The sequence below is a fragment of the Nostoc sp. CHAB 5836 genome (assembly GCF_020829445.1).
Classification (GTDB): Bacteria; Cyanobacteriota; Cyanobacteriia; order Cyanobacteriales; family Nostocaceae; genus Nostoc.
In genome coordinates this window covers 30,605-51,625 of record NZ_JAIVFV010000033.1, presented here as the reverse complement: position 1 = coordinate 51,625, position 21,021 = coordinate 30,605, and the positions used below count along the sequence as shown (strand labels likewise).

Sequence of the window (21,021 nt, the reverse complement as noted above, 5' to 3'; positions counted from 1 at the left end):
GGGATGTCTGGTAGTACATCCAAGGCGGATAACTCCACTATTCAAGCGTGTCCATGCTGAAAGTAGGGTTGCTTAAAGCCGACGTTGCATAAGTCTGACTATATTTGACTATGCGATTTGGAACTATTAACCCCCAAACTTAGTTAAAAATTTTTAGTGCCGAGTTCCGTTAGCGGTAGCGGGGCGTTTAGCCCATTCTGAGTGAAGAATCAAAAAATTGTTTTTTTGATTTACTTTTTTTATCTCAGTACTCAGCACTCAGGGAGAAGGTGAGACGCCAAGGGCTAACGGTAACTCGGCACGAGCTTTTTAGTAGGCTAGACCCATACTGCGAGTTGTTTCAGCGCCCAGGTAAACCCGGATGCTCAAAAAGTCGGTGGGACAAGCAGTTTCGCAACGCTTACAGCCCACGCAGTCTTCTGTACGGGGTGAAGAGGCAATTTGAGCGGCTTTACAGCCATCCCAAGGAACCATCTCCAGTACATCAGTAGGGCAAGCACGGACGCATTGGGTGCAGCCAATGCAGGTATCGTAGATTTTTACGGAATGAGACATTGAATAAACGGCTCCTTTCGAGTGTTCTTCTCTGCGAAAGAATCATAATCAACGCATAGTCTACCGCAGTGCTTGATAGGCCGTAATCAAAAGGCTACATAACTTCAAACAATGTAATAAGCACCCAAGATATTTGTTTTTGCGAGATTGTCCCTATTGACTTATTAATCAGCAACATCATAGGAGCGCATTTACCCCAGTTACATACCATAATGGGGTTGAGTCGTAAAGATAAATGAAACAAAAATCAATCAACAATTAGCTTTCATTGCGCCGATCTACTGATTTTGCGATCGCCACTTCTCCGTGTAAACAGAGAAACCTTGGCTATCTAAGTGACGTACAATCCGATTTTTATTACGGATTAACACTGCTTTGGCCATGTAAATAATCAATTTAGAGACTGCGATCACAGCTATTTTTTGGGCGATGATTGGCAGAAAGCAGTTAGGCGATCGCTCACCGATAACTTGTATATTTTACTTTGTAAGTCTGGCAAGCTCATCATTTTTACTCCTAAATGTCAGAGTATTTCAGAAATTGCAAATTCATCAGTCATAACAGCAATTCCTCTTGAAATCTTTGGCTCCCTAACCATTACTTCCATTTGTTCTTCTGAATTGTTGGCATCAGCCAATTTATCTTTTACATACTCCCTTTCTCGGATTTGTCGTGCAATACTTTCTAACAGCCAGAGTTGTTCTTCCATAGACAAGGCAAGGACGGAGCGCTCAATTTCTAGTAAATTTGGTGAGATCATTTTCCTTCTGATTCCAAGCAGTGCATATTTTTCAAAGATATTCTATTCAGTCTATAGGACTCCTACTTGATTGCGTGAAAAAAACTCAGTACGCCTTCATTGCTTTTTCCTGTTCTCTTTCTCTACGAGTGATTCACTAATCAAATCGGATTCCTATATCTGGTTAACCTAGAGCATCACAAATTCCCCATTATTTTTCCCACGCCTATTTTTTCACAAATTAAATGAGATTGCTATAAATAACCAGAAGTCAGTTCTATGACTTTTTAATTAAGTGTTCCTGCTGAAGGAGAATCTACGCTAAACTGACTACATGAATTACGAAACAGCTCGGAAACTCCTCATAGATCAGACAATCACAACCGAGGAAAACCCAGATGCGCTGTTAACGCGTATGAAACAGGGGAAACCGCCGGTACCCGGTCAGATCACTTCGATTTTATTAGCATTAAAAGTGGTGTTTGAAGCTCTCAAAGATGCAAAGAGCCTAGACCGAGAACTAGCTTTAGCCCTTTATCAGTTAAGTATTAAGGCTCAACAGCTATTTGGCGCAGGGCGGAAAGCCGGCGTTGATTGGCCGCCACTACTGAAAGAAGATTTGCTACGAATTTCCTTAGCATCTGAAAGTATCTTTTCAGGTACATGGCAAATCTTAGCTCCTGTAGGATTGGGGAAGTTGTAGAACACCGATTCAGTCATTTTTAAACGAGAAGATGAGGGGGATGTGGTTCGACTTCGCTCACCAACTGGGGGATGAGGAAGTAGGAGAGAATGATTAGGGACTTCCAATAAATAAATTATTCAATTTTGTGGGGTATTTTTTAAATTGGAAGTCCCTTAATGCCTCATGTCCCATGCCCATTAACGAATTTGCAGTTCACTTTCTAACTTGTCTAGGTCAGTTTTGAGCAAAATCGTCATTTGACCGGTAAAAGCTTTACCAGTATTGGGTTGAGCAATTTCCACCCAATAGGCATAGCGATCGCCTACTCGTAATTCTCCCTTTAAGGCTTCCCGAATCGGAGTTTTGGCAAGACGCGCCGAATTAACTACCTTTTGGTTGGGATACTGGTATACGACTTGGGCGCGATCGTAGTCTTGATAAATCTCCAAGCCATAAATCACCCGTAAGGATTCCTGGAGACGCGCAAATGTCATGCCGTTAATAGCGTCATACATCGCAATGCGCTCAGTCCGAATTCTGCCTCGGTCTTTGGAAAACTCTACTCTACCGGGAGGCAATACCGAAGCTTGAAAAGTAAATCTTTGGGCAGCTGTATCAGTCTTTTGCACAAATAATTGCTCCCCATTCCTGGGGCGGAGTGTTGGATGTGCTTTAATCCATGTGCCTACTTCCTCTGTAGTTTGCCCTGGTAAAGCATTAGCTTGGGAATCAAAAAGCATTCCTACGCAAAGCCAGGACACTAGAGAAACAGGCAAACTTAAAAAGTTAAGCAGAGATTTTTTGAGCATTTTGCTGTTCAGGACTTTTTATGGAAATTTCCCCATTAGGGAGTAACCATAGTCTTCCCGTTTTTCAACAAGATTATTTCAATGGTAGGACTTACGCAAAAACTCTCTGTCTTGTTCCTTTGTGTCCTTGACGTCAATTCAAGATATGCATTATGTTTGCATTCTCATTTAGTAGTCCGGCAGAATCTGGCTCAGTTTCACAAAAATATTTCGCTAAAAATCCGAAAAGCAGCAATTCCAACTTGTAGCTCAGTATATACCTACAAAATTGATATATTGCTATAGGACTAGTATTTGATTTTTTGAAATACACGTAGTAACGCACCACACGCTTGCAATGATGCGTTACGCTCTGCTAACGCACCATACATGACTACCGAGATTTTTTCAGAAATCGAATACGATTCCTATAGTACAGCTTGGCTTGCTAGTAGCATAAATTGGAATAGAAATTTTTCGACTTAAAATTCCCCTATCTTTTCAATACAAAATCATCAGCAAAATTAGGAGCGTAATTATGCTAGTAGAAAACAACAAATCTCGTCGTCAATTAAGTCGCATTTTAATTTGTTGCTTGAGTAGTAGTTTGTTGATCACAAGTAATGTGCTGCCTATCAGTGCTTTGGTAAAACCTCAAAATTCTCAGGGCTTCATAATTGCTAAATCACCAGATGAAAGACAACCAGAAGCAGTAAAAAAAGCAATTGAGCAAATTCCTGCTTCTCAAGCGTCGGCATCTCCAAGACGGAAGACATCTATTGAGTCTCCAATACAGACTCCTATATCTTCTAAGGTCAGTAATTCTAATCAAGCAAGCAATAGTTCCAATGATGGTTCTACTTCTCGACCATCTAGACGTAGAAATTCTAATCAAGCAAGTAATAATTCTAATGATGGTTCTACTTCTCGACCATCTAGACGTAGAAATTCTAATCAAGCAAGCAATAATTCTAATGATGTTTCTACTTCTAGACCATCTAGACGTAGAAATTCTAATCAAGCAAGCAATAATTCTAATGATGGTTCTACTTCTAGACCATCTAGACGTAGAAATTCTAACTCAAACTCTGTGTCTTCAAATTCAGAGAGAGGTCGCAACTCGAATTATAATTCAGGTAGAGGTGGCAACCAAAATATCGACAATTCACAGGTTTCTACGTCTGTGACACCTACTTTCAAAGAAGTTAACTTTGTAGATGTTACATTGGGTATTTTGAGTAAGCGTGACTTTCAATCTCAAGGTAGATATTTTCATTTCTATGAGTTTGAAGGTAGAGAAAATCAATTAGTCCAAATTAGGCTGATTGGAAGTAATGATACACGCAGATCAAATAACTTGAGTTTAAAACCCTTGTTGTTTTTGCACGATCCTGATAATAATATTATCGTCAAAAAAAGCGCTTTGGATAAAAGCAGTGGTGGTGATGATGCATTCATTTTTGCGCGACTACCTGTCAACGGCACTTACAAAATTGCAGTTACTAGCCAAGATCCTGGAGATACAGGTCGCTATAGTTTGGCTCTCAGGAATGACAGAGCTAGCTATACTTTAGATGAAGCAGGTCAACTAACTGCCAAAAGCTCAACCCTGAAACAAAATGGAGGCGCTTACAATGTTTCTAATTTTCAAGGGAAAAAAAATCAGCTTATAAGTATTCGTGTAGATAGTGTTGATGAAGAATTTTCTCCTTACGTAGCTTTACTAAATTCTCAAGGACAGACGATCGCTATAGATCAACACAAAGACAAGGATGGGGTTTACAGTGCTTTAATTGACAGAGCTAGGTTGCCTGAAGATGATACTTACTATATAGTTGTTACTTCCAAAAATCCACAGGATCGCGGTAAATACAGATTGACAATCTTCTGATCATTCAGGTTACTTGAAACCACCGCATTGTTGCCGTTGGTTGAGGGTATCTTAGAGGATGTTTGAAAAGTCTAATTTATTACTAGCCCTGGCACAGGTGCGGCTACACAAACAAAACCTTAATTTTTCGTTAGTCCACCTTGGTGGACAACGCTAGTGTAGTAGCGAATTATATTCGCCTAATACTTTTCAAACATCCTCTGAAATTGGTATTAGATTTTATGCAAAAATTGGGTCTAAATCTAATACAAATCCGGTTAACACATCTTCACCTGATATAGTACTAGTATTTGATTTTTGAAATATACGTAGGGGAGCCAGTCGTTTGGGCGGGTTTCCCGACTTGAGCGAACTGGCGGTGTGTTAGCGAAGCGTAACGCACCCACCATCTCAAGCTTTTGGTGCGTTACGGCTTACGCCTAACACACCCTACAAATATTTAGATTTTTTCAGAAATCAAATATGATTCCTATATCATGTCCGGTTGATTACTTAGATTACTCTAGGGGCACATAATTGTACGCCTCTACGTAATTTAGTATAATTTTTACTTACTGAGACAACCGCCAAATCTTAATAGTGTTGTCTTCACTACCGCTCACTAGGGTTTTACCATCAAGACTGAAAGTTACAGATGTTACAGTGTTGGTGTGCCCTTTTAATGTGAGAATTTCCTCTCCTGTGGCCGGATTCCAGAGTTTGATAGTGCGATCGCGGCTACCACTAACAAGAATTTTCCCATCGGCACTGAAGGCTACGGATATAACAGTGTTGCTATGTCCCGCTAGAGTACGAATTTGTTTTCCCGTAGGCAGATGCCAAAGTTTGATGGTGCCTAGGCGTAGCCCGTCGTAGACATCGCGGCTAGCACTGGCTAAAGTTTTACCATCTGGGCTGATAGCTAGGGTTGTTACTGTTTGAGAATTGCCTTCTAGTGTGCGGATTAGGTATCCCTTTGTTAGATTCCAAATTTTGATCGTCTTATCAAAACTGCCACTGGCAAGAATCACATCATCCTGGCTCATGGCTACTGACCGCACCCAGAATGTATGCCCTACCAGTGTCCGAATTTGCTCTCCTGTTGCCAGATTCCAGATTTTGATCGTGTTGTCATCACTACCACTAACTAAAGTCTCGCTATCAGCACTGATGCCTAGGGCATGAACTGAGTCAGAATGCCCCTCCAAGGTGCGAATTAGTTTTCGCGTTGCCAGATTCCAGATTTTGATGGTGTTGTCATTACTAGCGCTAACCAGGGTTTTGCCATCTGGGCTGATCACCACCACATTTACCTGCTGAGAATGCCCGTTGAGTGAAGAGATTTGTTTTCCGGTTGCCAGATTCCAAAGTTTGATTGTGCGTAGGCGTAGCCCCTCGTAGACATCGTTGCCACTGCTGGCAATGATTTTGCCATCGGGGCTGATGGCGACGGATAAAACTGAGTTTTGGTATCCTTGAAGGGTATTAGATAAGGAAACCTTATTCAAGGTAAGCTTTAGTGGTTGATCTAAAAGCGCCTCATCTTTGCCAGGGCTATTGTGCTGACTTAGCCTCGAAGCCAAAGTAGCCTGAATTCGACGAAAATGTTTATACCAGGATTCTCCAAAGCCGAATAACATAATCAAAGCACTTACCAAGATTAAAATTCTCAGTAAGGGATAACTTTTTGGTAAATATGGGGCTTTGGTTGGTGGTATTTTCCCCGATGACTTTCCGGCTGGTGGCAGTGCAAGCAATTGTTTTGGAGTCAAGTCTCTGAGGACTTCATCGGCTGACTGGTAACGTTCATGGATGTCTTTTTTCAAAAGCTTGTCGATGACAAAATCCAACTCAGGATTTAATGGAGTCCGCAAATATTCTCGCCAATTACTCACCCAAGCGTACCCAGATTCCATCCACAACTGAAAGGGGGAATTTCCTGTTAGCAGATGAAAGCAGGTAGCCCCCAAACCGAACAAGTCACTGGCGGGGAAAGCTTTCCCATCTCTAATCTGTTCTAGGGGTGAATAACCATGCGAACCAATGGATGTGCCAGATTTCTGCTGAACTTTTGCGGTGAATTGCTTTGAGGAGCCAAAATCAATTAGGCTTAATCGCCCATCACTTTTATGGCGGATAATATTTTCTGGCTTGATATCTCGATGAATGACTTTGCGATCGTGGATAAATTTCAGAATGGGCAGTAAATCTAGCAAAATAGCTTGAATTTCCCTAGCTTTATAAGCCTTGCGCTGTTCCAACTCCTTTAACAAATTCTCTCCATTGATAAACTGCTGCACTAAATATAGGCAGCCGTCTTGCTCAAAGTAAGCTAGCAGAGTCGGAATTTGAGGATGTTCCCCAAGGTCTTGTAATCGTTGCGCTTCTTCGGCAAACAACTCCATCGCCTTTTTTTGCGACCAAGTTCCTTGGAATTTTGGAGCTAATTGCTTGATAACACAGCGTTCATTAAGTTTATCTACATCTTCTGATAGATAGGTTCTGCCAAATCCCCCCTCATCTGAAAGGACTCGGATGACACGGAAGCGATTTCTTAAAAGTGACACCAATGGGGTGCTACAACTTTGACAAAACTTCTTTCCATTGGGATTCAGGGGATTTGAGCAATCGGGATTTAAGCAGCAGATCATGATCTGACAGGCGCGACTGCATGACAACTTAGCCTAAGTTTGCCCCGAACTTTCCCTTAAGAAAATTGACTCTCGTTTACTTGTGGTAGAAAACCCTGTGCTGGGGATTGGGGAATTACTTAAATAGTTAGCGTTTGTAAATAGTAAGTAAGTCGGTGAAAATAAATCAAACTATGTGACGAAACGTAAACAGGCTTGAAACCCTTACCAAGGACGAATGACAGCCATCACCAGTTATCTTTAATTGCGCCGACTTACTTAGTCAGTCTTCCTTGTCTGTGGAAAACTACGAGAGCCATAAGATTAATTATTCTCTCGATTATATAATAATCTGAATAGAAATTTTTTTTGATGTGTCAGCCCTAGTAATTTTGCTTGTATCTTGGCAAGTGACAAAAGACTAAGTATTAAAGATAAACCCTCTTTAATCAATCATTACTGGCTAGAATATGTAGTCAAAATGCGTACTAAATTTATTTTTGATATTTAAATCACCCATCATTAATTGTTAATTTGATACTTTAGCTTAATTACGCTTAAACTTACAGCGCTTTTCAAGTAATTGAACCACACCACTCATATCTCCCTCATTTTGCGGTCTAAATACCTGAAAACTGCTGTAACTTTAGGATCTCGTTTGTTTTAGCTGAAACAGCAAGAAGCCTCACATCTCACCTTTGATAGGAGTGTGAGATGAATTGCGCGTGAGTTGACGACAGTTCTCTGACCGATATTGAGCGTAAGCGAAATTAGGGAAGAGGACATGGAGGAAACGAACAAATCTTCTCTACGAGACGCTGCACGATGTGTTATGTTATTTTATAGCAAATTTATTTCACTCTAAGATGCTAAAGGTCGTCAAAGTCAGACTATATCCAGATGTCATTCAACAGCAGTCACTAGCACAAGCTTTTGGCTGTTGTCGTTGGCTTTGGAATTATTGTCTGAGCTTGATGAATCAGACTTACAAAGAAACAGGCAAGGGGCTATCTGGATATGAAGTTAAAAAGCTAATCCCGCAACTTAAAAAAGAGCATGATTGGTTGGCTTTAACTTACTCACAGTGTTTACAACAAGTGTGTTTAAATCTGGGAGTGGCTTTTAATAACTTCTTTGAAAAAAGAGCAAAATATCCAAACTTCAAGTCAAAGCATAATAAGCAGTCAATACAGTATCCTCAAAATGTCAGGATTGCTGACAATTACTTAACCTTCCCAAAAATCGGGGATGTGTCAGCAATAATTCATAGACCGATTGAAGGAAAAGTTAAGACTGTAACTATATCTAAAAACTGTTCTAACCAATACTTCGCCGCCATTCTCTTTGATGATGGTAAAGATAAACCTTATTGCTCTACAGATGGTAAAGCAATAGGTATTGATTTGGGACTAACTCACTTCGCTATTACTAGTGATGGGTCGAAATTTGACAATCCGAGAATACTCAACAAACACGAAAAAAATCTGTTGCTGAAACAGCAACAATTATCTAGGAAGAAAAAAGGTTCTAATAACCGCATTAAATCTAGAAATAAAGTTGCTAGGGTTCACAGAAAAATTACTAATTGCCGTGAAGATTTTCTGCACAAGCTATCGCGTAGGATAGTTAACGAAAACCAAGTGATTGTGGTTGAAAATCTTAATGTTAAAGGCATGATGCAAAATCACTGCCTAGCCAAATCTATTCAACAGGTTGGTTGGGGGATGTTTTGCACAATGCTTAAATACAAGGCAGAGATGTCAGGGAAGATTTACCAAGAAGTAGATAGATTTTTCCCTAGTTCAAAAACCTGCCACCTATGCTTGAATCAAGTCAGTAGCTTACCACTAGATGTAAGAACCTGGACTTGTGAGCATTGCAAAACTAAGCATGATCGGGATATCAATGCCAGTATTAACCTTCGAGATGAAGGTCTACGGATTTTGACCTCTGGAACGGGGGATAAAGCCTGTCGCCCAGATGTAAGTCGCAGTAATAGAGGACGCAAGAAATCTACTACTACGCTTTCTGTTGGACAGGAAGCCTACACTGTACGCGAAGCGTCAGTGTAGGTAGTTCACTCTTCCTCTCCATTTACGAATGGCAATAGCAGTTCTGACTACAGGTGGTAAATATATTTCCGGAGTTTCGGGAGTATTTTCATGTTTTGTAGCACTTTTTTTATTTAATTTTTGAGTAGTTAGACAGTTAGTCAAAGTAGGCAAATAGCTTTCATTGTCTAAAGCTTTAATGACTTCATCGGCAGTCTTAAACCGCTCGTTTAAACTAATTTTCACCATTTTTCCCAAAATATTGGCGAAACTGTCGCTAACATTTACCTCTTTTTGCCAGCAGATTTCACCAGTCTTTGGGTCATAGTCAAATTCTAAAGGACTTTTAGCAGTCAACATACAAATACAAGTTACACCCAGTGCATAAATATCACTGGCATAAACTGGACGTAGACAAAACTGTTCTGGTGGTGCAAATCCCCTAGTTCCAACAAAAATAGTGTTTGCAGCTTGATTGATTGAGTTTTCACAAACGTCAACTAATTGCTCTTTCACCGCACCAAAATCAATCAACACTACCCGTCCGTCATCATCACAGCGCAATAAATTCTGGGGCTTAATATCCCGATGAATCACATGATGTTTATGAAGATACTGTAATACAGGTAATAATTCCTGTAATAACTGTTTAACTGAGGCTTCACTTTTGGGGCCAGTTTGCCGCATTTCTCGTGCCAAAGTCAAACCCGGCACATATTCTTGAATTAAAAAAAACTCCCCATTCGCCTGAAAGTAGTCTAATAGCATGGGAATTTGGGAATGAGTACCGAGTTGACCTAAAGTTCTTGCTTCTTTTTGAAAGCGCGTACACGCCTTTTGCCAACTTTGGGGAGTAGTCACTTTTGGACAAAGCTGTTTAATCACACACAGGAGATTCCCAGGTAATACGACATCTTTGGCTAAAAACGTGATGCCAAAACCACCTCTACCTAAAATTTGCAGTATTTCAAAGCGATCGCGAAATAGCTCTTTGGAACCAGACATCCGACCAAGTTGAGTTTGCGGTGAAATGCTCTGTTGAGAATTGGTTATTTTCTGATGAAAGGGATTCATTTGTCTAGAATATATACTCGGAGATGTTTTTAATCTTACGAAAAATATTCATTGGCAACCGTAATATTACGGTATCTTTGCCAAATCATCATTACTCTCCTATTAAAAATTCAAAAAATAAAAATAAATTTTGTACAACTTACGTATTGACAAAATAATTGAAACGTGGATTTGCCAAATATAGGACTTACGCAAGTGTCACAAAAAATAAAAGCTTTTAGTTTGTAGTAAGGGCTACCCTACGGGAACGCTCCGCGAACAGCCCTGATGAAAGAGGACTAAAGTCCTCACTACAAACTAAAAATAATATGTCGGTTTTAGCTAAGTACACCAAAGATATTGAGTTCTAAGTACAGCTTTGCGTAAAATCGTGGCCAATTGAGGGTTGAAATTTAAACGCATAGGCGCCTCGCCTTCCCGCAGGGTAGGGGCGCAAAGGGAAGCGCATAGGCGCTTCGCCTTCCCGCAGGGTAGGAACGCAAAGAGAATTCGCTACGAATTAATGAAATGTTGTACTAAGGCACCTCAATCGGAATCAAAGCATTTTCTGGCAAATAGTTGGAAAAACGCCCTTCATCTGCAAGCACCAAAATCAGGCGCAGGGGATAATCTGGCGGAACTTGCAAATCTGCCCACGGTACTGCTAACTCTAAACAACTATTTATTGCTACTTGAGCGCGACTGAAACGGGGATGCCATTGATAATTGTCTCCAGCTTCTCGAAACTGAATTGATTGCGTCAGCAAGTTAACTTCGAGAAGATGGTGGAATAGGTAATTAAGTGGGGCTGCGTCTGGTACATCTGCCAAGGGAACTGGGCTATTGACCATTGTTTTTTCTGGATAGAACCACAGTAAATTCAACTCTGTTGGCAAATCTCGCCCTGGTGCTGCGCCACTTTTAAAGTCCAGTCGCAAATAGAAATTAAGGTGATCCACCCCATACCAAAGTCGCTGAATGACACTGCTATTGTGCATTGTCCCTCGCGCCCCGCCGATTTCTATGCGTCCAGCTTTGTCCCAATCTTGCTCATCACCCTTACCATCAATGACGGGATGAATAAACCCTTGTGGGGTATGGCTTCCCTGTGCTTCATGGATTTCTACTGGTTGCTTGAGATCGGGCGGTACAGGTTCATTTAATGCTTTGTAAATGCCAAATAAGTGTTCTCGAAATAACCGATCAAAGATGGCATCTTGATTTGAGGAGTGTCCTGCACCAAACCACCAAAACCAGTCGGAACCCTCTGCGGCATACAGTGCTTCCCAGGCTTCAGGGTTGTTTTCCTCCGTCGCTTCCGGATGACTTGCGAGCATTTCCCTTGCTTGTGTCAAGTAATCCCAAGCACGATTTTTGGCAGGATCGCCGATCCAAGTGGTGAAACTGCCATCCACCCAAGAGCCACTATGTAGTTGTCCTGCGGGGATGGTGGCTGTGGCTGGAAATTCTGCCAAAAATTCGGAGACAGTGACGAGTTTGAGGTGGGGTTCGTCGCTCAAGCTTTGATATAAAGCTTCTAGGAAGGGTTTGCCGTCTTGGGGATAAAATTCCCAGCAATTCTCCCCATCCAAGGCGATGGTAACTAGCCAAGGTTGTTCACTTTGACTCTCTCTTTGCATTTTAGCGATCGCTTGCAAATGTCCCACTAAGTCTGCTGCTGCCTGTTTTGCTGGCATTGCGCTATAAGTAAAGCCAATCAAATCTGATAATCTGTGGTCACGAAACACAATTGACAAGTCACCTTCTGGGGTTTCTAGGCGATAGGGTCGGTATAGCAGTTCTGGTTGCTCTACATTCCCGGCTCCATCTCGATGAAAAAAGTGTTTCAGCGTCCACCCTAAGACAGCTTCATCTGAGCATATCCACGTAAATCCTTGGTTAATAATATGTGGAAGCACCGCCGGACTTACGGACTGTTCCGAAGGCCACAAACCACGAGGAATCTGTCCAAAGCGGTCTTTATAAAAGTTCCAAGCTTTCCGCAAGTGGCGGGGGATATCTTCTGCCCACTGAAAGCGCTGCTGAGGTAGTGTCATATTGGGCACAGCTACCCGACCGGAGTTAGTATCAGCTAGCAAGGGCAAAATTGGGTGAGTGTAAGGCGTGGTGGTAACTTCTAGCTGCCCCGCCTCCTGCATTTTGCGATGTTGGGGGATAATGCGGCTGAGAATTTCTCGCTGTTTGGAATAAATGCGCTGGCGATCGCTTAAAGAAAAATTTCGACCCTGTTTTAACCAAGCAGCAATTTCCGGGTCATCCCAAAACAGGGGATCGATCCAAGCCAGATTGTGCCAAGCTAACAAATCACCATAATCTGGCAATTCCCAATTTGCTAAACACCAAGCTTGCCCTTTTTCCTGCCTTTGGTGATATAACTCGCCATAGCGGGGATGAGGATCAATCAGGGTGTGGTGATTGGCATCAAAAAAGTGTTGGATAATAAATTCGCGCTGTTGCTGGGTGAGTTGTTCATCTGGTGTCAAGCTGGCTGTAAGGTAAGGGTCAAAAGCAGTTCCAGCAATATAATCTTCGAGCTGCAATATCAGCGATGGGACTAAATTTACCGTTTGATGTAACTTAGGATACCGCTCTAAGAGCAATACCAAATCTAAATAATCTTTAGTGCCATGTAAACGTACCCAAGGTAGACGGTACTGCTGACTCGGAGATCCTGAAGCGCTGCTACCAGGAGATTTGTACAGAGGCTGATGTTGATGCCAAATAAAAGCAATATAGAGAGGATGGGACATAGAAAATAGTTAGGAGTTCAGAGTTAGGAGTTATGAGTTTTGAATCAACTCCTAACTTCTAACTCCTAACTCCTAACTTTTACACCACTTGCTCAATTTCTGCAATTTCAGGAATCATTTCCTTGAGACGGCGCTCAATACCCATTCTCAGGGTCATTGCAGAACTGGGACAAGAACCACAGGCACCTTGCAGGCGCAGTTTGACAACAGGGCCATCGAGTTCTACGAGTTCCACATTGCCGCCATCAGACATGAGATAAGGGCGCATTTCATCTAAGACTGTTTCAACGTTGTCAATTGTGAGTTCCATAATTTTAGACCTGCTAAGTTAGGGATGGGCATTGAGAATAGGGCATTGGGGAGGCAGTGCGCCCTTGAGGTTTCCCGACTTGTTTGCGCAGCCTCTCCCATTGGGAGACGCAACTACTGCCTCGGCTGTGCGGACTTAAAGCAAGTGGCGTCATCGGGCATTGGTGAATGATAACTGGTAATTGGAGAACTCCGATCACCGATTCTCTACTGCCCCAAAATTTTATTTTCTAGCTTTGTTAAAACGATCCTAGACCCAATTGCAGCTAGTTTGTCGGTTGTTTAGCTGACATTTACTATATGAACCTCCGCAAGTGTACTCCTCAAAATCTCAAATCCTTCGGCTGAACGCTCACGACAAGTCTAAAATCCAAAATGGCATGAGTGCGAATTTTTCTTTTCAATGTCTTGCTTGCTGTAGCCAAACCAAAGCTAGAGCCGGAGTGTTTTTCACCCCTCACGGTGTTGTAGAAACTCCTAGATTTATGCCCGTGGGAACGCTGGCAAATGTCAAAACTATCACCCCAGCCCAGCTACGAGATACTGGGGCGCAAATGATCTTATCCAATACTTATCATCTTCACCTACAACCAGGGGAAGCGATCGTGGCTAAAGGTGGTGGCTTGCATAAATTTATGGGTTGGAACGGCCCAATACTCACAGATTCGGGTGGGTTTCAGGTGTTCAGCTTAAGCGAAATGCGAAAAATTACTGAAGAAGGTGTAACTTTCCGATCGCCCCATGATGGACAAATTATTAATTTAACACCAGAGCTATCCATTAAAATTCAAAATACTTTGGGGGCAGATGTGATCATGGCCTTTGATGAGTGTCCGCCCTACCCAGCGACTCGCCAAGAGGTAGAAACCGCAACTGAGCGCACTTATCGATGGTTAGAACGCTGCATAGTGGCTCATCAACACAGTGAACAGGCGTTGTTTGGAATTGTGCAAGGGGGCGTGTATTTGGATTTACGTTGCCGTGCGGCTGAAGCTTTGGCTAAGTTAGATTTACCCGGTTATGCCATTGGTGGCGTCAGCGTGGGAGAACCGCCAGAATTGATGGCTGAGATTGTAAAAGTTACAGCACCGCTTCTACCCCCACAAAAGCCGCGTTACTTGATGGGTGTGGGTACTTATCGGGAAATGGCGATCGCCATCGCATCTGGTATAGATTTATTTGATTGTGTAATTCCCACTCGCTGGGCCAGACATGGGACGGCGATCGTTCAGGGCGGACGCTGGAATTTAAAAAATGCTAAGTTTCGTGAAGATTTTACGCCATTAGATGAAACTTGCCCGTGCTACACTTGTCAAAATTTTAGCCGCGCTTACATATCTCATTTAGTGCGATCGCAGGAAATTTTAGCTTATACGTTGTTGAGCATTCACAACATTACCGAACTAATTCGCTTTACGCAGGATATTAGAGAAGCAATATTGAGCGATCGCTTCACCACAGAATTTGGCCGCTGGCTCAAGGAAGAAAGGGGAGATGAGGGAGATGAGGGAGATAAGCAATACCCCAATGACAAATGAGCAATGACAAATGACAAATGACAAATGACAAATGACAAATGACCAAACCATGTTAAGATACTTCTCAAGTATCAGAGAAATGGGTTTAAAATCCCGTCGTTCTACGACGGCTTTATATTGTTGGTGTAATGCTGTATGTTTAGGAAGTTGGGACGATAACCAAGTCCTTAACAAACAAACATTTTTCTTGAATACCGCAGGGCTTGCGGGAAGGCATAAGCCGAAAGTCTGTGGAGCGAACATAAGACCGAAAAACTCCTTGAGGGTAGAGGCAGTTGCGAAACCCCAGAAATGGGAAGAAGCAGAAACCTAAGTCGTGAGTCTTAGGAATCCCCGACCGTTCACGGCGGGGAGGATGTCAAGAACGCTGTGTTGGATAGGTGGATTTAAACAAACATGGAAGCAGCACTTTTATTAGCAAAACTGCCTGAAGCTTACCAAATCTTTGATCCCTTGGTGGATGTTCTCCCTGTTATTCCCGTATTCTTCTTGTTGCTTGCTTTCGTTTGGCAAGCAGCCGTGGGATTTAGGTAAGTTAATCTATATTTTCAATTTATAGGACAGGTAGTATACCTGTTCTATTTTTTTGTGGCACTATGTTTGATAAAGTTAATATTTATTAATGTTTTGTAATGAATTAATATAATAAATAAGATGTGAATCAAGCCGTGTCAATATGAAGCCTTGAAAGCCAAGCTTAGAGTCAAGGAGGAATTAGTTATGGGTAATATCAAATTTGTTAAAGAAAATAAAGAAGTAGTGGCGGCCGATGGTGCTAATCTGCGGCTCAAGGCAATACAAAATGGCATTGATATATATACATTGATTGGCAAGATGACCAATTGCGGTGGTTATGGTCAGTGTGGCACTTGCGTTGTCGAGATAGTCGAAGGAATAGAAAATCTTTCACCCCGTACAGACGTAGAAAACCGGAAATTCAAGAAAAAGCCGGAAAATTACCGCCTTGCTTGTCAAACTTTAGTGAATGGCTCAGTTAGCGTAGTTACGAAGCCCTAGTTTTTTGGGATCATCCGTGGTTAGCATTTGAGGGAGTAAAAAATTTGGGCTAACATGATATCCTAATGTTGTTGACTGGAAAACTAAGAGAGGCTTTCTTGCCATGCAAGTTAATGACCTGGGGTTCGTAGCGAGCATTTTGTTCGTATTAGTTCCCACTGTGTTTTTACTAATTCTGTACATCCAAACTGCTAGCCGCCAAGGTGGAAAAGATAGTTAAGAATTTGTGTATAAAATAAATAACCCCTGCACTAGTAGTGTGGGGGTTTTTATACTCAGCGTTCTTGACTTAAGCGATCGTCCTCGCCAACAATACCGGACAAGTGGCATTGACTCTAACATAGTCAGATAAAGAAGATCCGATGAGTCGGTCTATATCAACAAAACTCTTAGCGATGGATGGACGACGATCTGGAGAACCGAGCAATAATAAGTCTATATTTAACTCTTCTGCTAACCGACAAATTTCTTCACCAGGTTTACCACTACTGATATAACAACGAGATTGGATACCCTGTTTTTGAGCTTCTGCAACTGCGGCTGCTAAAACTGAATTTTTATCTGAGTTGACCTCGGTTATTTCTGATTTTTTACCACCTAAATATGTAGTAATATTTGCCAAAATTAACTGGCCTCCCTGAATATCTCGCAGTAAAAACAGTGCCAATTTCAAGCAGTTTTTTGCAGAATCAGAACTGTCTATTGCTACCATAATGCGCTTAATTTTTTTCACATAAATGTCATCTTTTACCAGCAACATGGGGCGAGAAGATAGCTGGAAAACATACTGACTAACTGAGTTTGATAAAATTGATTGCAGCCGTTTCAGTCCGCGTGAACCCATAACAATCAAGTCAGCGTCGATTTCATCAGCTACTTGGCAAACTACATCTTTGGGGTCGCCTTCGCGCAAAATTGAAGAAACCTGGCTAGGATCTAAGTTCAAAGTTTGAATGGCATTAGCCAGAATTTTACCACCATTTTCCCATTTAGTTGTCATGGTGGCAGCAGTATTTTGTGCCTGAACAACGTGCAGAATTGTAACTTTTGCAGATTCAATTGAAGGGATTTCTCTCAGGGTTTTGAGCATTTCTTCTGCGTGTCCCAATCCCGATACTGTCAGCAAAATTTTTCTGATCATCTTAGATAATTTTTGTTAAGTTTACTTTTGTTTTCGCTGTTGTTATTTGGCTGAGGTCAGATTTTCACCGCCTCGCTTGATAACCTAGTTAGTACTGTTTTTGAGTATTTAATACTAAAAAAATGGCAAAGTACAAAATACTCAACAAATATTTAAGTTGATTTACACCTAGTTACTTAAATTCTCAACTAGACTTCAATTGTTAAGCATACTCTCAATTTAGCTTGATGAACTTAATAAAATATGATGTTAGTTATCATTGTTAATCTATATTCACTTTTTTAAGCTGAAACTCTTTTTTTACGAACCACAGAGGCGCAGAGAACACAGAGAGAAGGAGAAGGAGGAAATGCTTAACCCAAGTGTATTGGACTAAAGTCTTCTCTTCTCTTCTTAGGCTGCGCCAACGAGACGCACTCGCGTTCACTACAAACTCAAAATAATATGCCAGTTGCGTAAGTCCCAATACGCTTGGGTTAAGGATTTTCTGGAGAACCATAGACCTCACTGTCCACTGAACAAGGGTTTTAGTCTTATCCCAAGCGTATTGGCGTAAGTCCTACTTGAGTTAAAGTCAAGGAGAGGTTGATGGAACTCAAGTTAACTTAGATGCGCTCCTGGTTTTCCGTTTTGGACTGTAAAGGAAGCTAGAGTTTTGACAGAGGCATTGAAGTCAACGATGGTTGATACAACGCGATAGTCACTTTGCCAGCGTTTTGGGGTAAGCTTGCAGCGCACGTATCCCCGGAAAGCTCCGTCAAAGAACTTAGTATGAGGATTATTAGGTAGAGCAGCTTGAACTGGAGGGATAAATTGGCTAGGAAAGTCAGAGCTAATTGAAGTTCCTACGAACTCAGTGCCTACTGTAGCTGAGTTGGGGTTATTAAAATCAAGTTTTAAGTCGTGTACCCAACTAGAGTGGATGTCTCCAGTAATCACTACTGGATTAGAGGGTTGGCGCTGGTTTAGAAAACTCAACAGCCGATTACGTGCAGCCACGTAGCCGTCCCACTGATCCACATTGAAGACACCTAGACCTGGACTACTGTTAAAATTGTACTGGGCTAGCATGGTCTGTTGAGCAATAACATTCCAGCGCGATCGCGACTGATCTAACCCTTTTCGTAGCCACTGCTCTTGTTTTGAGCCGGTCATGGTAGCATTTGGAGCAAAAGCTTCGGGGCAGCGAGGCTTCAGTTCATCGCCACAAGGTTGATTAGTGCGGTACTGCCTCGTATCTAGTACATTGAACTCAGCTAAATTACCGAAAGTTAACCGCCGATAAAGCAGCAGGTTTGGCCCCTTGGGCAATGAAGAACGACGTAGGGGCATATGTTCGTAGTAAGCTTGGTAAGCATTGGCTCGCCGTTTTCTAAAAGCCTCTTGGGTTTGCTTATCTTCGGGGATTAAGTTGGCGTAGTTGTTGTCAACTTCATGATCATCCCAAGTGACAATCCAGGGAAAAGCCCCATGAGCAGCTTGGAGATTTGAGTCTGTTCTGTATAGGGCGTAGCGATCGCGGTAGTCGGCAAGAGTGATGATTTCTGGACTATTATGCTGGCGGGGGCCACCGGGTAGTGGCCCGTATTCATAGATGTAGTCACCCAGATGAACCACAAGGTCAAGGTTTTCCTCAGCCAAATGCCGATAAGCTGTATAGTAGCCATTTTGCCAGTCTTGACAGGAAACGAAAGCAAAGTTCAGTTGTGATATGGAGCTATACAATGCCGGTGCTGTGCGAGTGCGTCCAATGGGGCTAACTTCCTTACCTGTTTGAAATTGATACCAATACCAACGGTTAGGGTCTAGCCCACAGACATCAACGTGTACTGAGTGTGCTAACTCTGGTGTCGCCAGCACTCTTCCTTGCCGCACAACCTGTTTCATGTTTTCATCAAGGGCAACTTGCCACTGCACGGGAACATTGACAAGTGGCATTCCACCTCCAGAGAGTGGATCGGGAGCCAGTCGTGTCCAGATAACAACAGCATCCGGCAAAGGATCACCAGAAGCAACACCAAGACTGAACGGATAGCTAGAAAACTTTGAGTTAGCCAATACCGGATGCCATTGGCTAGCGATTGTTAACCCCGTCAAAAATCCTGCACCCAACAAAAAATTCCGCCTTCTGCAACGATTCGCTAGTAGGCGATCACCATCCATAAATTCCATATTCACCTTTACCCAGATCTAAATACACTTGGCAAACTTCAGGCTGACTTTTCACGTCATCTGAGAAAAAAGAGGGCGAAACCTAACCTCCTGGCCTCCTTCTATACCAGAGAAGGGTAGAATTCAAAGCCTTTCTTCTGCAACGAGAGAGGAATGGAAGCCAGGTTTTTCAGATTCCGTGAAAAGTCAGACTTCACGAGGGTCACTTGTGAACAGCACAAACAGGGGCTTGATTTGACTTGTCTGCTCAACTAAGGGACTGACAACAAATAAATTACTCAATCTTGTGGAGTATTTTTTTATTTGGAAGTCCCCAAACACAAGGAACTTACCAACCCAGAATCAAGTATAAATTAAGATGTTGTTAAATTTTAGGAATTACGCAAAATCATCAAAGAACGAACCGCAATTTAAAACCTAAAGAATTACGAATTATTTAAAATCTGCCATTTCCCTGAACAATGTGCTTGACGGTGGTCAAGGTTTCCAGACTGATAAATCCCCGACGATGACCTTTTTGATTAGACATACCGAGAAATACAGAATCTCCCCGCGAAGGGTTGCGAGAAAAACGCGGGGAAGTGTTGATGTAGGTAGAAGCACTGTTAACTCCTAAAGCAAACTGCCGACTTTCGTGGTAGGATTCAGTAACGATGCAGTCGGCATGACCACTGCTGTATTGATTAATCCAAGCGATCGCAGCCTCTAAGCTATCCACCAGTTTAAAAGCTACTGTTCTAGTTAAATAAGGGTTTCCCCATTCGCCTTCCTTCACCGGCTGCAATTGAGGAAAGGCTTCTATGAGTTCTGCATCCCCTTTAATTTCAAAGCCTTTTTCCTTCAAGCTGTTCCATAGAACTGATAAAGATGATGGCAAGGCTTGGCGATGAATGAGTACCTTTTCAATGGCATTCACTTGATCAGGTTCACTTTGATGGCTATCAAGAATCATCCACCGCACCATTTCCAAGCTGCTATTCAGTGACCAGTAGAGATAACAGTTACCCATTGCTGACTTTAAAACTGGGCAAGTTGCCTGTCGTACTACCTGCTGTATCAAGCTGGAACGTCCGTAGGGAATGGCTAAATTCAGGTACTGATCTTGGGTAACTAAATCCCGAATGGAAGCACCATGTTCTGCTGTGATCAATTCTACACAACCGGGTGGTAGACCAACTTGGGCGATCGCACTTTGCAGTACCTCGGCGATGGCTGCGTTGGAATGGCTAGCTTCAGTACTGCCTTTGAGAATTATACTGTTGCCAGTTTTGATACAAAAACCTGCCGCGATCGCTCCTAAATCGGGAAACGCTTCATAAATAAATCCAATCACTCCCAAGGGCATTAATTGGGTGTAACTCTGGGAATCTTCCAGTTGATAATCAGCAGTTCTGACGCGCCGCAGTGGATCTGATAATTCCCCCAACCGTTGTAAAATGTCTACTGTCATCTCTAGCCTTGTGGGAGTCAGCTTTAGCCAGTCCAATATTAACTCTGGCACTGCCATTTCTCGACTGGCTTCTAAATCCAAGGTGTTGGCTTCTAGAATGTCGTCAAATGAGCGCTCAAGGGCCTGTGCCATCGCCAATACTGCACGACTCCGGTCTACTCCCTTTGTGATTCCCAACTTTAGAGAAGCTTGATAGGCTCGTTGGGCACTTGTAATCGGTTCGGGGTGGTCATCCAAAACTTCAACAGTCAT

The 21,021-nt window shown here is 42.3% G+C and carries 19 protein-coding genes; 8 read left to right on the top strand and 11 right to left on the bottom strand.

Features of this window, described 5'->3' with window-relative positions; translation table 11 throughout:
• Positions 1-309: 309 nt before the first annotated feature.
• The 3 genes from psaC to LC605_RS09650 form a co-directional block, all read right to left on the bottom strand.
• Complete coding sequence (psaC, locus tag LC605_RS09655; protein ID WP_015175986.1) at positions 310-555, bottom strand: photosystem I iron-sulfur center protein PsaC; 246 nt, start codon at positions 553-555, stop codon at positions 310-312.
• 278 nt (positions 556-833) lie between these two features.
• Positions 834-968, bottom strand: a complete 135-nt coding sequence (locus LC605_RS32880) for a hypothetical protein (RefSeq protein ID WP_267868484.1) — start codon at positions 966-968, stop codon at positions 834-836.
• Between the two features lie 110 nt (positions 969-1,078).
• Entirely contained in the window at positions 1,079-1,315 is a 237-nt protein-coding gene (locus tag LC605_RS09650; protein ID WP_229547337.1) for a hypothetical protein, read from the bottom strand.
• 313 nt (positions 1,316-1,628) lie between these two features.
• On the opposite strand from LC605_RS09650, the gene LC605_RS09645 reads away from it, so the two are divergent.
• Positions 1,629-1,997 (top strand): Dethiobiotin synthetase, encoded by a 369-nt coding sequence (locus LC605_RS09645; protein ID WP_229547336.1) that lies wholly within the window; start codon positions 1,629-1,631, stop codon positions 1,995-1,997.
• A 179-nt stretch (positions 1,998-2,176) separates the two neighbouring features.
• On the opposite strand, the gene LC605_RS09640 is transcribed toward LC605_RS09645, so the two are convergent.
• Positions 2,177-2,788 (bottom strand): hypothetical protein, encoded by a 612-nt coding sequence (locus tag LC605_RS09640; RefSeq protein WP_229547335.1) that lies wholly within the window; start codon positions 2,786-2,788, stop codon positions 2,177-2,179.
• Between the two features lie 517 nt (positions 2,789-3,305).
• Here LC605_RS09640 and LC605_RS09635 point away from each other — a divergent pair.
• On the top strand, positions 3,306-4,658 hold the full coding sequence (locus LC605_RS09635) for a peptidase (protein WP_229547334.1): 1,353 nt from the start codon (positions 3,306-3,308) through the stop codon (positions 4,656-4,658).
• A 551-nt stretch (positions 4,659-5,209) separates the two neighbouring features.
• Here LC605_RS09635 and LC605_RS09630 read toward each other — a convergent pair.
• Positions 5,210-7,288, bottom strand: a complete 2,079-nt coding sequence (locus LC605_RS09630; RefSeq protein ID WP_229547333.1) for a serine/threonine-protein kinase — start codon at positions 7,286-7,288, stop codon at positions 5,210-5,212.
• Between the two features lie 845 nt (positions 7,289-8,133).
• On the opposite strand from LC605_RS09630, the gene LC605_RS09625 reads away from it, so the two are divergent.
• Entirely contained in the window at positions 8,134-9,339 is a 1,206-nt protein-coding gene (locus tag LC605_RS09625; RefSeq protein WP_229547332.1) for a transposase, read from the top strand.
• Here the strand turns inward: LC605_RS09625 and LC605_RS09620 are convergent.
• The 3 genes from LC605_RS09620 to LC605_RS09610 form a co-directional block, all read right to left on the bottom strand.
• A complete protein-coding gene (locus LC605_RS09620) occupies positions 9,331-10,392 on the bottom strand; it encodes a serine/threonine-protein kinase (RefSeq protein WP_229547331.1) in 1,062 nt (353 codons plus the stop codon). The two genes, LC605_RS09625 and LC605_RS09620, sit on opposite strands and share 9 nt — an antisense overlap.
• Positions 10,393-10,907: 515 nt before the next feature.
• Positions 10,908-13,142, bottom strand: a complete 2,235-nt coding sequence (locus LC605_RS09615; RefSeq protein WP_229547330.1) for a glycoside hydrolase — start codon at positions 13,140-13,142, stop codon at positions 10,908-10,910.
• Positions 13,143-13,221: 79 nt separating this feature from the next.
• On the bottom strand, positions 13,222-13,452 hold the full coding sequence (locus tag LC605_RS09610) for a NifU family protein (protein WP_012408256.1): 231 nt from the start codon (positions 13,450-13,452) through the stop codon (positions 13,222-13,224).
• Between the two features lie 379 nt (positions 13,453-13,831).
• On the opposite strand from LC605_RS09610, the gene tgt reads away from it, so the two are divergent.
• From tgt to psbM, 5 genes are all read left to right on the top strand, one after another.
• Positions 13,832-14,989, top strand: a complete 1,158-nt coding sequence (gene tgt / locus LC605_RS09605) for a tRNA guanosine(34) transglycosylase Tgt (RefSeq protein ID WP_229547329.1) — start codon at positions 13,832-13,834, stop codon at positions 14,987-14,989.
• A 31-nt stretch (positions 14,990-15,020) separates the two neighbouring features.
• The gene (locus LC605_RS09600) at positions 15,021-15,302 is read left to right on the top strand and encodes a hypothetical protein (RefSeq protein WP_229547328.1); all 282 of its coding nucleotides are present in this window, start codon (positions 15,021-15,023) and stop codon (positions 15,300-15,302) included.
• A gap of 83 nt (positions 15,303-15,385) precedes the next feature.
• Positions 15,386-15,523, top strand: coding sequence for a photosystem II reaction center protein K (locus tag LC605_RS09595; RefSeq protein ID WP_006195022.1), 138 nt, complete (start codon positions 15,386-15,388; stop codon positions 15,521-15,523).
• Between the two features lie 186 nt (positions 15,524-15,709).
• Entirely contained in the window at positions 15,710-16,006 is a 297-nt protein-coding gene (locus LC605_RS09590) for a 2Fe-2S iron-sulfur cluster-binding protein (RefSeq protein ID WP_229547327.1), read from the top strand.
• 103 nt (positions 16,007-16,109) lie between these two features.
• On the top strand, positions 16,110-16,226 hold the full coding sequence (gene psbM, locus LC605_RS09585) for a photosystem II reaction center protein PsbM (RefSeq protein ID WP_012407089.1): 117 nt from the start codon (positions 16,110-16,112) through the stop codon (positions 16,224-16,226).
• A 69-nt stretch (positions 16,227-16,295) separates the two neighbouring features.
• Here psbM and LC605_RS09580 read toward each other — a convergent pair whose 3' ends face one another.
• The 3 genes from LC605_RS09580 to LC605_RS09570 all read right to left on the bottom strand — a co-directional run bounded on the left by LC605_RS09580 (position 16,296) and on the right by LC605_RS09570 (position 21,021).
• Complete coding sequence (locus tag LC605_RS09580; protein WP_229547326.1) at positions 16,296-17,147, bottom strand: universal stress protein; 852 nt, start codon at positions 17,145-17,147, stop codon at positions 16,296-16,298.
• A gap of 600 nt (positions 17,148-17,747) precedes the next feature.
• Positions 17,748-19,319 carry an alkaline phosphatase gene (locus tag LC605_RS09575; RefSeq protein ID WP_229547325.1) on the bottom strand — a complete coding sequence of 524 codons (1,572 nt, stop codon included), beginning with the start codon at positions 19,317-19,319 and terminating at the stop codon, positions 17,748-17,750.
• A 436-nt stretch (positions 19,320-19,755) separates the two neighbouring features.
• Positions 19,756-21,021, bottom strand: a complete 1,266-nt coding sequence (locus tag LC605_RS09570; RefSeq protein ID WP_229547324.1) for a glutamate-5-semialdehyde dehydrogenase — start codon at positions 21,019-21,021, stop codon at positions 19,756-19,758.

Coding starts and splice junctions, on each gene's coding strand:
- LC605_RS09615 (WP_229547330.1), bottom strand. CDS start 13,142: ATGTCCCATCCTCTCTATATTGCTTTTATTTGGCATCAACATCAGCCT.
- LC605_RS09595 (WP_006195022.1), top strand. CDS start 15,386: ATGGAAGCAGCACTTTTATTAGCAAAACTGCCTGAAGCTTACCAAATC.
- LC605_RS09620 (WP_229547331.1), bottom strand. CDS start 10,392: ATGAATCCCTTTCATCAGAAAATAACCAATTCTCAACAGAGCATTTCA.
- LC605_RS09590 (WP_229547327.1), top strand. CDS start 15,710: ATGGGTAATATCAAATTTGTTAAAGAAAATAAAGAAGTAGTGGCGGCC.
- LC605_RS09575 (WP_229547325.1), bottom strand. CDS start 19,319: ATGGAATTTATGGATGGTGATCGCCTACTAGCGAATCGTTGCAGAAGG.
- LC605_RS09600 (WP_229547328.1), top strand. CDS start 15,021: ATGACAAATGACCAAACCATGTTAAGATACTTCTCAAGTATCAGAGAA.
- LC605_RS09645 (WP_229547336.1), top strand. CDS start 1,629: ATGAATTACGAAACAGCTCGGAAACTCCTCATAGATCAGACAATCACA.
- LC605_RS09630 (WP_229547333.1), bottom strand. CDS start 7,288: ATGATCTGCTGCTTAAATCCCGATTGCTCAAATCCCCTGAATCCCAAT.
- LC605_RS09650 (WP_229547337.1), bottom strand. CDS start 1,315: ATGATCTCACCAAATTTACTAGAAATTGAGCGCTCCGTCCTTGCCTTG.
- LC605_RS09625 (WP_229547332.1), top strand. CDS start 8,134: ATGCTAAAGGTCGTCAAAGTCAGACTATATCCAGATGTCATTCAACAG.
- tgt (WP_229547329.1), top strand. CDS start 13,832: ATGAGTGCGAATTTTTCTTTTCAATGTCTTGCTTGCTGTAGCCAAACC.
- LC605_RS09640 (WP_229547335.1), bottom strand. CDS start 2,788: ATGCTCAAAAAATCTCTGCTTAACTTTTTAAGTTTGCCTGTTTCTCTA.
- LC605_RS09610 (WP_012408256.1), bottom strand. CDS start 13,452: ATGGAACTCACAATTGACAACGTTGAAACAGTCTTAGATGAAATGCGC.
- LC605_RS09635 (WP_229547334.1), top strand. CDS start 3,306: ATGCTAGTAGAAAACAACAAATCTCGTCGTCAATTAAGTCGCATTTTA.
- LC605_RS09570 (WP_229547324.1), bottom strand. CDS start 21,021: ATGACTGTTGAAGTTTTGGATGACCACCCCGAACCGATTACAAGTGCC.
- psaC (WP_015175986.1), bottom strand. CDS start 555: ATGTCTCATTCCGTAAAAATCTACGATACCTGCATTGGCTGCACCCAA.
- psbM (WP_012407089.1), top strand. CDS start 16,110: ATGCAAGTTAATGACCTGGGGTTCGTAGCGAGCATTTTGTTCGTATTA.
- LC605_RS09580 (WP_229547326.1), bottom strand. CDS start 17,147: ATGATCAGAAAAATTTTGCTGACAGTATCGGGATTGGGACACGCAGAA.